Source organism: Veillonella magna DSM 19857 (genome assembly GCF_000428745.1).
Lineage (GTDB): Bacteria > Bacillota > Negativicutes > Veillonellales > Veillonellaceae > Veillonella_A > Veillonella_A magna.
Genome location: NZ_KE386795.1, coordinates 38,963 through 50,883, shown reverse-complemented (window position 1 = coordinate 50,883; position 11,921 = coordinate 38,963). Strand labels below are relative to the sequence as shown.

General features: G+C 45.6%; 8 protein-coding genes. 1 reads left to right on the top strand and 7 read right to left on the bottom strand.

Annotated elements, in window-relative coordinates:
• Positions 1-170 precede the first annotated feature (170 nt).
• From tyrS to G344_RS11005, 7 genes are all read right to left on the bottom strand, one after another.
• Positions 171-1,379 carry a tyrosine--tRNA ligase gene (tyrS, locus tag G344_RS0107170; protein ID WP_028255593.1) on the bottom strand — a complete coding sequence of 403 codons (1,209 nt, stop codon included), beginning with the start codon at positions 1,377-1,379 and terminating at the stop codon, positions 171-173.
• A 115-nt stretch (positions 1,380-1,494) separates the two neighbouring features.
• Positions 1,495-3,570 (bottom strand): transglycosylase domain-containing protein, encoded by a 2,076-nt coding sequence (locus G344_RS0107165; protein WP_051245859.1) that lies wholly within the window; start codon positions 3,568-3,570, stop codon positions 1,495-1,497.
• Positions 3,571-3,705: 135 nt separating this feature from the next.
• Positions 3,706-6,078 carry an endonuclease MutS2 gene (locus G344_RS0107160; RefSeq protein ID WP_028255591.1) on the bottom strand — a complete coding sequence of 791 codons (2,373 nt, stop codon included), beginning with the start codon at positions 6,076-6,078 and terminating at the stop codon, positions 3,706-3,708.
• Between the two features lie 20 nt (positions 6,079-6,098).
• Complete coding sequence (locus G344_RS0107155; protein ID WP_028255590.1) at positions 6,099-8,594, bottom strand: U32 family peptidase; 2,496 nt, start codon at positions 8,592-8,594, stop codon at positions 6,099-6,101.
• A 79-nt stretch (positions 8,595-8,673) separates the two neighbouring features.
• Positions 8,674-9,903: an aspartate kinase gene (locus G344_RS0107150; protein WP_028255589.1), complete on the bottom strand. Its 1,230-nt coding sequence runs from the start codon at positions 9,901-9,903 to the stop codon at positions 8,674-8,676.
• Between the two features lie 91 nt (positions 9,904-9,994).
• A complete protein-coding gene (locus tag G344_RS0107145; RefSeq protein WP_028255588.1) occupies positions 9,995-10,171 on the bottom strand; it encodes a 4Fe-4S dicluster domain-containing protein in 177 nt (58 codons plus the stop codon).
• A 4-nt stretch (positions 10,172-10,175) separates the two neighbouring features.
• Positions 10,176-11,030, bottom strand: a complete 855-nt coding sequence (locus G344_RS11005; RefSeq protein WP_051245858.1) for a Cof-type HAD-IIB family hydrolase — start codon at positions 11,028-11,030, stop codon at positions 10,176-10,178.
• Positions 11,031-11,398: 368 nt separating this feature from the next.
• Between G344_RS11005 and G344_RS11000 the strand changes: the two genes are divergently transcribed.
• Entirely contained in the window at positions 11,399-11,890 is a 492-nt protein-coding gene (locus G344_RS11000; RefSeq protein ID WP_038155258.1) for a helix-turn-helix domain-containing protein, read from the top strand.
• The last annotated feature ends 31 nt before the right edge of the window (positions 11,891-11,921 follow it).

Here is an 11,921-nt window from a genome sequence, read left to right as displayed (position 1 = left end):
CATAACAAAGAAGAAGCTTTCAATTACATCCCTGCAATTACTCTATAGAACATACAGTATGTCCCATCTGCTCCACATAAAAAGCACCTATCGATATGTGTCTTCAATAGACGCAACCGTTAGGTGCTCTTATAGTATGTATATGGCTAAGCTACATCCTAGCTCTTTTATTACTTAAATGCTATTTTGATGAACTTCCGCTTGCCCACCTGTAATACCATACCCTCGGTGAGCTCGATATTTTCTTCACTGCATTTTTCACCGTCAATCTTAAAAGCCCCTGCCTTAATAGAGCGACGTGCTTCACTGTTGCTGGCCGTAAGCCCGGCATCCGTTAATAACTGCGGTACATACACAGCTTCCGACGGAGCTTCCATAGCATACTCCGGAATATCGGTCGGCAATGCATGCTTTTGGAAAATTTGAACGAAATGAGCCTGTGCACGATTGGCTGCTTCTTCGCCATGATACAAGCGCACAATCGTATGTGCCAACTTCATCTTCGTATCACGCGGATGTGCCGTGCCATCAGCCAAGGCTTTTTCCAAAGCTTCCTGCTCTTCAATGGACATATCCGTTACCAACATGAAATAGCGCATCATCAATTCGTCAGGAATCGACATTGCTTTACCGTACATTTCTTCCGGTGCTTCACTGATACCAATATAGTTGCCTAAGGATTTACTCATTTTCTGCACACCGTCAAGGCCTTCCAAGATAGGCATGGTAATAACAACCTGCGGCTCCTGTCCGAATTCCTGTTGTAAATGACGCCCCATCAACACATTAAAGGTCTGATCGGTACCGCCAAATTCAATATCAGCATGGAGTGCTACCGAGTCATACCCCTGCATGAGAGGATACATAAATTCATGCACCCCGATGGCACGCCCTTCCGTATAGCGCTTGTGGAAATCATCGCGTTCCAACATACGTGCTACTGTGTATTTAGCTGCTAACTTTAATACATCTTCAAAGCTTAATTTGCTAAGCCATTCACTGTTGTAACGAACGATGGTTTTCTTTTCATCCAATACTTTAAAAATTTGTTCCTTATAGGTAGCTGCATTACGAAGAACTGCTTCTTCATCCAGCGGCGGACGTGTAGCACTCTTACCGGTAGGATCACCGATGCGAGCCGTGAAATCGCCGATAAGGATTACAATCTGATGTCCCAAATCCTGGAACGTTTTTAGCTTACGAAGTACTACCGTATGACCTAAATGAATATCCGGTGCTGTCGGATCAAGACCCAATTTTACCACCAAAGGCTTATTCTTAGTCATAGATTCTTCCAGCTTTTTCTTTAGCTCTTCTTCCGGAAGTATAGTATCTACACCATGTTTAATCAGGCGCAGTTGTTCTTCCACTGTTTTCATCCTCGTACATCCTCCTTAAAATTAACCTTTGCTCCCTATTATACACAAGATTTAGAAATTATGCACATATAAAAGCACCTCCCGTTAATCGAGAGATGCTTTTACATAAAATTATCTATTCTGATTTAGACTTTTTACCGGATGATTTACCATTTGACGATTTAGTTTCGCCACTGTCTTTGGAGCCACCATCATCACCATCTTCAACGGTAGCACCGTCATCCTTTTTAACACCGTCTTTATCTTTAGACTTATCTTTGTCTTCATCCTTTGCTTTAGGATCTTCCTTCGGTTTAGGCGCTTCATACCCCTGGTTAGCAATGGCCGCTGCTCCCGGCGGTGCCGTAAAGTCCGATGCCGGCGTATCCGCCAATGCAACGCGCATAAAGTCACTCCAAATATGTGCAGGGATAGTACCACCTGTAGTGCCGTTCAAGGTTTCTACACCAAAGTCGTCACCCATCCATACGGCCGCTACCAAATCCGGCGTATAGCCTACAAACCAGGCATCCTTGGATTCATCGGTTGTCCCCGTTTTACCTGCTGCCGGTCTACCGATAGCCGCACCGCCACCGGTACCGCCGGTAATAACCGATTCGAGCATATTAGTAATAATGTACGCATCTTTTTCACTGACAACGCGCTTTTCATCCATAGATGCTTCTTCCACGATTTGACCGTTGCGATCGATAATCTTCGTAATCGCTACCGGCTTTACTTTAACACCGCCGTTAGCCAACGTACCGTATGCCACAGCCATGTCAATCGGTCGTACCCCATGAGTCAAACCACCTAATGCAGCTGCCAAGTTATTGTCTGTCGTATCGCCTTTACGCACCAATGTGCTGATACCCAAGCTTTCCGCCAAATCAAGAACCTTGCGCATGCCCACCTTATCAGCTAATTCTACAGCCGGTACGTTAACGGAATGTTGCAATGCATAACGCAATGTCATACTTCCGGAGAAAGTACGTTCATAGTTCTGCGGACTCCAACCATTATAAGTAACCGGTTTATCCTCAATAATATCCCCCGGTGTCATACCGTCCTGAATAGCAGCCAAGTAAACAAACGGCTTGAATGCCGATCCCGGCTGACGTTCTGCCATGACTGCACGGTTAAAGGAATCCGTACCGCGCCCGCCGACCATGGCAACAATGTGTCCGTTATGCGGATTAATGGCTACCAATGCGCCTTGCGGCTGATGTAACCCGTTCTTATCTGTGTAGAAGGTCGGTAAGTTATCCATGGCTTTAACAGCTGCTTCCTGAGCCTTCATATCCAGTGTGGTATAAATCTTCAAGCCATCCTTGTAAACGGCATTGTCACCGTACTTTTCGGCTACCTGCGAAATAACATAATTAATGAAATACGATGCTTTCGAATCGTCATGGGCCACATCTGCTTTATTCATTAATTTTAAATCGGCATCCTTCGCTTGATCGGCCGTTGCTTGATCGATATAACCGTATTTTACCATCTGTCCCAATACAATGGCTTGACGTGCTTTGCCGGCCTTCAAGTTGTTGAAGGGAGAGTAATAGTTTGGACTCTGTGGTAACCCGGCCAGTATAGCACACTGTGCCAGATTCAACTCGCCTACATCTTTACCAAAGTATACATGGGAGGCAGCCTGTACGCCATAGGCTCCCTGTCCGAAGTAAATCTGATTCATATACATTTCAAGAATTTCATTTTTAGTGTAGTGCTGTTCAATTTTAATCGCCAACATGGCTTCCATCAATTTACGCTTCAGCGTTCGATCCTGCGTCAAGAATGCATTACGCGCCAACTGCTGAGTGATGGTGCTGCCCCCTTCGGCCACTCCATCATGAGCAATATTTACCCAGATAGCACGCAGAATACCGATAGGATCGATGCCATGATGACTATAGAAGCGTGAATCTTCCGTAGCGATAAAAGCATTCTGAAGATTTTTAGGCACCTGGCTCAATTTAACGGGCAAGCGATTTTCCGTTGAATGCACCGTAGTGATTAAATCCCCGTGCACATCATAAATTTGTGACGATACCGGTGGCTTTACATTCGCTACATCGGGCAAGCTGGACATAGTAGCAAATGTGAATCCGCAACCGGCGCCGGCAATAATCAAAAATAAAAGTATGGATACAATCCATAAAAATCGGCGAACCGGTGAAGTTTTCTTTTTCGTCGATTTAGGCGTACTCATTGTAGTTTGTCGTCTCTTTTGAGACGAACCCCTTAAGCTCATACGACACCTCTCTGTTAGTCAGTACATAGATTATAAAACTATGCCATGTTGTGTCCATTATACCACAGCCGGTATCATTATGGTATATGTCACTCATTTCAAATACACGATGGTAGCACCGGCACCACCTTCGTCAAGACCTGCAATTTCATAATGCTTAACCTGCGGCAGATGCTTAAGATATTGCTGAATACCTGCGCGTAATGCGCCCGTGCCCTTGCCGTGTACAATGCGTACCGGCGAAATGCCGGCCAAGATCGCCTGATCGATAAAACGTCCTACCGTCACCGTAGCTTCATCTACCGTTTGGCCGATGACATTCAATTCCGTCGTAGCCTGCTGCTGTCGCAATACTGCCGTTCCCGACCGTTTGCGCGCCTTCGGTTGCGGTGCCTCATTCTTACGTCGTAAATTACCGGCCTCTTGTCGTGATGCTTCACGAAGATCTGCCAATTTGACCGTTGCCGTTAACCCGTTAACATCCACCTGCACGCGTTTCCCCTGCACTGCCAACACGGTACCTAACTGACCGAGAGAATCTACAAAGACAGGCATTCCCTCTACAACCTCTTTAGCTTCTATACGACGTCGTTCATCCGTAGGTGCCTCGGGAATCTGTACACCGGCAATTGATTTTCTTGCCTGCGTAATAGCATCCTGCCGTTTTTGCTTATCCCCTTCAGAGAACTGTGATTTCAATTCTTTTATAATCTGTTCCCCTTCGATACGAATAGATCGCTTCAAATTTTGCGCCTCTTCCTGGGCCTTTGTCAGAATAGCTTTGCGCCGTTCATTCATCTGCTTCTTTTCGCGTTCTACCGATGCCTTAATGCGTCGTGTATCTTCTAATTCTTTTTTCAGTGCTCGTTCTCGTTCTCGCGTCCGTCGCAGTTGTTCATTCAAATCACTGAGAACGGCTTCCATATCACGGTTGGCCGAACCGTCCTTATTCGCCTTCGCCATATCAATCACTTCACGCGGCAATCCTAACCGCGCAGCAATACTCAGTGCGTGACTGCTGCCGGCAACACCGATATGCAGGCGATAGGTAGGGCGCAGGGTTCTCTCGTCAAATTCCACGTGACCGTTTTCAATATCATCCGTATCATAGGCATACCGTTTTAATTCATTATAATGTGTACTTACCATAAGAAGAGCACCGCTTTTACGGAAATATTCCAATATAGCCATCGCTAAGGCACTGCCTTCTTCAGGATCGGTACCGGACCCCAATTCGTCAAGCAATACCAAGTCCTTACTGCCCACCGCTTTAAGAATAGATACTACCTGCGTCATATGGGCAGAGAATGTACTGAGGCTGGCCTCGATACTTTGTTCATCGCCGATATCAGCATAGATTGTGTTGAAGATAGGCAGTACCGAACCTGCTTCCGCCGGAATACAAAGCCCTGCCTGATTCATCAGACTCAACAACCCCAATGTTTTTAGTGCCACTGTTTTCCCGCCGGTGTTGGAGCCGGTAATCAAAAGGATTCTGTACGAAGTCCCCAGTGTAATCGTCGTCGGTACGACAACATTAGCCGGAATCAAAGGATGACGAGCATGTATCAAATTAACTTCGCGTGCTCCGCTCAATACAGCCGGTACCGCTTTCATGGCCAATGCTAAATTCGCTTTACCATAAACAAACTCAATATGCGACACTCGATCACATGCATCCATAAGCGTATTGCTATTCTGGCGTACCAACCCCGACAGCTCACGATAAATGCGCAGTACTTCCTGCTCTTCCTCCATAACGGCTTCCTGCAAATCATTGTTGAGATTAACCAGCCGCATCGGTTCGATATATAAGGTAGCCCCCGTAGCCGAACGATCGTGAATCAAGCCTTCAAAGGCATATCGATATTCCTGTTTTACAGGAATTACATACCGATTATTACGCTGTGTTACGATAGCCTCCTGAAAATATTTTTGGTTATCCTTATCGTGAAGAATAGCCTGTAAATCATTTTTTATACGTTCCTTTGTCTTGACAATAGTCGAGCGAAGATGTTGTAGCTTCGGGCTGGCCGAATCCATCAATTCCCCCTTTTTGTCAAAAATGCGTTCAAACCGTCGTTCCAACTTTTCATGAGACGGAATATCTTGCGCCCACAGCGTTAACAAAGGATACTGCGCATACTTTTCTCGAAAGAACGTATACATTCGTCGATACGCACCGAGCGTCGTATATATATCCCACAATTCTTCGCGACTGAGAACGATTTCCTTACGGCTTTTGGCGCAGGCACTCCGAATATCACGCGTGCCTCCCAAAGGCTGTTCTATTTCGGTTTGCAATGATTGCATTGCCTCTACCGTTTCGTCGAGAGCTTCCTTTATCTTCACCGCATCACGCATCGGTTCCAGCTGCATTGCCAATTCTTTGGCAATAACCGACGAACAATGCTCTGCCAAGCGCTCCCGAATACTGCCGAAATCCAGCAGTGCTTCACTATGCATATATGTAATTCCTTCTTCCTTTAAAAGATTCCCTTAAAGTAATGACCGCGCGTAATTACATCCGCGCCGGCACTCTTCGGCGGAGCCTGTTTTTGTCCGGCTATGAGTGCCTTATATTCGGTAACAATATCCGTTACCCATTTCACATTGCGTTGCCGCGCATCAATACGAAAATCTGCCACACCCTTGCGCAACAGTTCCGGCACATAGGCGCGCATATCCAATTCGCGACTGTTCATAATGTGCATCCGGCAATACGGATCGGTTCGCAACGGAAATTCTACACCCTTGCGATCTCTTAGACGATACCGTCCTGTTAGGCACGGAGCCGGACAATTTGTTTTACAGCCAATACCGGCAAAGGCATTAATAACACAATACTCGGAAATCATCAGCTCCGTATAGCCTTGCACAATACAGCTAATCGGAATCCGTGAACACTTTGCCATCACACCGACTTGCTGTAAAGTAGCCTCCTGCGAAGCCACAACGCCGGATAATCCCAGTTCTTCCAACATAGACACCGCTTCTGAATTAAATACTTGAAGACTACTGTCACCTTCTACCGCACCTGTATAGCCCAATGCTTGTAACCATTCCAACGCACCTAAAAAGTGAACACTGATTGCATCCGGCTTAGCCGCCACGATATGGCGCAATGTTTCATAATACGCTGTTCGTTCGGATTCTCGTACTACACGCGGTGTTGCCACCACGACAGGCACACGGGCATTACGACACAACGCCACCACCTCTTTATACACATTGGTATCATACGGGCGACGTTGCAAGCGGTCGCCACCAAATACAATGCGGTCAGCTCCTCCCAACAGCGCAGCTTCCACTTGCTCCGGCTCGTCTGTTTGCACCGTTACCGTAGGTGCTTCGCTAGTCGTATTTTCATGCGTGGCAAATGAATAGTCATTATCCTGCGGATACGCTTGTCCATCCATTTGTTTACGCTGCCGCCGTTCTAATATCAGCCGCTCTAACTCCGCTACCGCCTTGCGACGCAATTCGTTTAATACGCTACTGGGCCACATATACGGTGCATCGGGCATGGTGACTTCTGCCAATACAAATAAGGTATTTCCCAAACGCCCTAACTGCTCCCGTACTTTTTCCGGAGAAGTAGGTGCTTTTTTAGCAATGGCAACCGTATACGAGTCTACACTGACCGTTACTGCCTCGCCGCTTTCCATCATCAATGTCAACGTCGGATACGCATCTTCCGCACCGTCCAGATATGCATAGACACGGTGTTTTCGCGTAAACTCTTGCAATCCCCGTCGCTTTGCTTCGCTATTTGCCTTAGCGGCTAAATAAACCCTGCCACTTTGCACCGTTTCCGGACGAACATCATTATAAATATATAAACCGTTATGCGTTGCTTTCTGTTTTTTCGGCTGTCCCTTATGGATTGCCTTTGCCTGTTTACCATCTACCTGCTCTTCCGGTAACGGCCACTGCTCGTCTACCGTTACATAAGCAATACGCCCGGCTGGATGAATCACCTTTAGTAAATCGCCACGCTGTACGGGTTCTGTCAGTTGTAGTTGCATAGCACCGTGACGTACTGTAGCATGACCGATTTCCTTTCCTTGATTATTCGGTGCCACCGCCGTAATCATGGCACGCCCCGTGGTATTTTGTAAATACGCCGTCGAAAACCCTCGATTAAAGCCCTCTGACAAACGCGCTGTATCCTCTGCTGTCACTTCACCGGCTTCATCAATAATATGACGATAGGTACCTATGATTTGTCTTACATAGGACTCCTTTTTCATGCGCCCTTCTACCTTAAACGATGCGACGCCGGCCTCAATCAATTCTTTCATGTATTCGCTGTAATTGAGATCCTTGGGACTCATGATATAGCCTTCGTTCGCTGCGTTTACAACTTCACCTGCATCATTTAAAAGTTCGTACGGCAATCGACACGGTTGCGCACAAGAGCCTCGGTTACCACTGCGTCCACCGATGAAACTACTCATTAAGCATTGTCCCGAATAGCATACGCAAAGAGCCCCATGTATAAACACTTCAATTTCAGCCTTAGCGGCTCGACAGATATCGGTAATTTCTTCTAAGCTAAGCTCCCTGGCCAGTACAACACGGGTAAAGCCCAACCGTTCTAAAAATTGTACGGTTCCCAAATTGGCTGCCGTCATTTGCGTACTTCCGTGCAAATGCAACCGCGGTGCCACCCGTCGTGCCAAGCGAGCCACCGCTAAATCCTGCACGATAATCGCATCAACGCCAATGGCTTCCAGCTCTTGCAAATACGCAATGAGCTCATTAATTTCAGCGTCGCCGATAAGAATATTAACCGTCACATACACATCTACATCCAAGATGTGAGCCAGGCGTACCGCTTCCTGCAATTCTTCGCTTGAAAAATTAGCGGCATGCGATCGTGCATTAAATACCTTGCCGCCCATATATATTGCATCGGCGCCCGATTCCAAGGCAGCTAAAAAATTTTCCCATGTACCGGCCGGTGCCAAAAGCTCCATAATTGCCAACTCCCATCCATAATTATATGTAAAAAGGGCTCAAGTCACACTTGAACCCTGTTCTTCACACCTACAATTTTTAGCCACGACCGTCAAGTACGAGCTTGTCATGAATAGCGTGCACCGCTTCTTTTACGCGATCCTCCGCTATCAAGCAAGAAATACTGATTTCAGAGGTGCTGATAATTTCAATATTAATACCTTCCGCACTGAGGATACCAAACATCTTAGCTGCCACACCCGGCTGTCCAAGCATGCCCGCACCAACGATAGATACTTTGGCCATGTGTTCGTTAATCACAAAATCATCCATGCGAATGGTCTTTTTCAAATTTTCCAAAATATCTTTTGCCAATACTACATCATCACGGGTAATTGTAAATACAATATCCGTCAATGCATCATTGATAGTGCGTACGCTTTGTACAATCATATCCACGTCAACATTGCCATCAGCCAATGTCTGGAAAATCGTATGCGCCACGCCCGGCTTATTTTCAACACCGGCCAAAGATACCTTTGCTACATTGGTATCATCGGCTACGCCGGTAATTACATGTTCATTTGCACTCATAGTATATGCCTCCCGAATAATAGTCCCTTCATTGTCGCTAAAGGTAGAACGTACATGAATCGGTACGCCGTAACGACTACCCATTTCTACTGCCCGCGGCTGCATGACACCGGCACCGAGACGCGCCATTTCAAGCATTTCACCATAGGTAATTTCGGCCAGCTTAACCGCATTGGGAGAAATACGAGGATCCGTAGAATAAACGCCTTCTACGTCCGTAAAAATTTCACACACGTCAGCCTTCATAGCACCTGCCAAGGCTACTGCCGTCGTATCGGAACCTCCGCGTCCCAAGGTAGTAATATCACCATCGTCGGTAATTCCCTGGAAACCGGCTACAATTACAATGTTGCCGCCCTTAAGCGCTTCAAACACACGCGACGGATCGATGTCCGTAATACGACCTTTTCCGTAAGCATTACTACTCTTAATGCCCGCCTGTTCGCCTGTCATTGAAACAGCCGGGTGCCCTTTTTCCATAAATGCCATTGCCATAAGTGCAATCGACATCTGTTCCCCCGTAGATAAAAGGCGATCCATTTCACGGCCATACGGATGCGAAGTCACCTGTTTTGCCAGGCTCACTAATTCATCTGTTGTATCGCCCATAGCCGACACAACTAATACAATATTGTCGTCTTCTTTTTTACCCGCCAATACGCGGTTTACAATATTGAACATCTTTTCCGGCGTAGCTACCGAGCTACCACCGAATTTCTTAACAATTAAGGCCACTTCTATCCCTCTTTGTTCTACACCAAAAATATAAAATACATATAGATTAACTTTACCAAAAAGAGGCCTGTTTGTAAAGTATTACGCCCACTCACCCCTTCTTTACCACAGCCCCTACAGGGCAAATTTCATAGCAGTCGCCACAGCCGATGCAACCATCGCCAATATGAAAGGATACATCCCGTTCCTCGATAATTTGCTCCGGACAGTCCATGGCACAGGCTCCGCACTTAACACACCGATCGCTATCTATACTAAATTGTCGCATGTGTTTATTTCCCTTGCCTCGCCAAAACAGTATAAATGGCCTGTGCTACACCATCCTCCTCGTTGGAGGCCGTTATATATTTAGCCGCCTGCTTGGCCGTATCTTCGCCGCTAGCCATAGCAAAGGATGTACCGGCGTAGGTCAACATAGATAAATCATTATTGCTGTCGCCAATGGTCATAACCTGTGCCGCCGTAATTCCCATTGAATCTGCCAATGCTTTGACGGCCCGTCCTTTGCTGATTTGCGGAAGCACAAATTCCAAATTGCCTTCACTGGACTCAATAACCGTAAACATACCGAGCTCTTCCACCAAACGCTTCGCTTGTTGTTTTTTACCTTCCGTACCGTAAAAAATTTGCACCTTCTCTATCGGCAGTTGTTTTTCTAATACATAGTCTATCATATGAGGTATCATTTGCCGCGTTGCCATAATCAACGGAGCGATAGTATCACTGACATAATCGCTGAAATGAGACACACACGCCTCTTCACCATAAATATGTGATCCCGAGTAAGCCTCTGTATAAACGTCCAAATCTTTCAACGCCGTTAAAATAGCCTTTGTCTGTTCCCTGCTGAAAGACTCGCGAAACAACGTAGTTTCCTTTCCCTCACGATAGTGAACAACCAATGCACCGTTACTACAAATAAAATCCTCCACCATAGGTAATGTAGTTAAAATCTCATCCATTTCGCCCCATGCTCGTCCCGAGGCAATAGCAAAACGAATACCGGCAGCTTGCGCCTTTGTTACGGCAGCCATCGTCCCCGGGGTTATCTTCTTTTTATTATTCACTAATGTTCCATCAACATCACTGACAATTAATCGTATTTCTTTCATAGTTTGTACTGCCATCTATATCTCCTACTCTACTCACATCTATATAAACACCGGTATACGCAACAATCGTTGGTATACCCACTGTTACACAACCACCAGTATGTAGATTGTATCAAACTTAGCTTTCTCCTTACAACCTCTATCCTATTTTATCGCAAAAGACTCCGAATTTATAAATCACATCTGTATCTGCAATCATCTTACAATTATACAACCTATACAGACGACGCCGTTTCATTTCAACCAATATATACTCTTAATTATTTGACGTATCTATAAATTCATTATTTCAATTTATCACAAATTATTTACTTTTATATCTGCAAATAGTAAGATAATATATGTTTTTATTTTAAATATTTTTATTAAGGAGTGTCTAAGTAATGAAAAAGCCAGTGTTAGTATCAAATTCAGAAGAACCGGAAGGAAGTACACAGAGTATATCCGCCAATCTTTCTCACACATCAAATTCTAAGAAGTCACCGAATAATTCATCCCCTACCGAACCATCTAGCCATATATCGCTTGCTAACGAAAAGGGACTCATTGACGGTGCGTATAACTGTTTATTCCACTTTGATCCTGAAAAAAGTAAGGAAACACTACTCATCGTATTCCGCTGTATAGGGCGAAAATTGGCCGAACGTCGCTATAACATGAATTTATCACAAAAGGAGCTTGGAAAACGCGCCGGTGTCAGCACCAGCTACATCAGTAAAATCGAGTGTGGCCGCAACTGCTCCGGCATTACCTTACAAATTTTATGGACCATCGCCCATGCTGTAAACTTTCAGCTCGGTGAACTCTTCAGCATTTCCTTAAAAGATATTGAGCGCTTGTATTATTATGACAGGTGTGATTACCAAAATCGCTAATACCCCTTTGCTTTCCAACAAGCGAAGAATC

Excerpts from the sequence above, each read along its gene's own strand:
- G344_RS0107160 (WP_028255591.1), bottom strand. The coding sequence starts at position 6,078 with ATGCATAGTGAAGCACTGCTGGATTTCGGCAGTATTCGGGAGCGCTTG.
- G344_RS0107165 (WP_051245859.1), bottom strand. The coding sequence starts at position 3,570 with ATGAGTACGCCTAAATCGACGAAAAAGAAAACTTCACCGGTTCGCCGA.
- G344_RS0107145 (WP_028255588.1), bottom strand. The coding sequence starts at position 10,171 with ATGCGACAATTTAGTATAGATAGCGATCGGTGTGTTAAGTGCGGAGCC.
- G344_RS0107155 (WP_028255590.1), bottom strand. The coding sequence starts at position 8,594 with ATGGAGCTTTTGGCACCGGCCGGTACATGGGAAAATTTTTTAGCTGCC.
- tyrS (WP_028255593.1), bottom strand. The coding sequence starts at position 1,379 with ATGAAAACAGTGGAAGAACAACTGCGCCTGATTAAACATGGTGTAGAT.
- G344_RS11005 (WP_051245858.1), bottom strand. The coding sequence starts at position 11,030 with ATGGCAGTACAAACTATGAAAGAAATACGATTAATTGTCAGTGATGTT.
- G344_RS11000 (WP_038155258.1), top strand. The coding sequence starts at position 11,399 with ATGAAAAAGCCAGTGTTAGTATCAAATTCAGAAGAACCGGAAGGAAGT.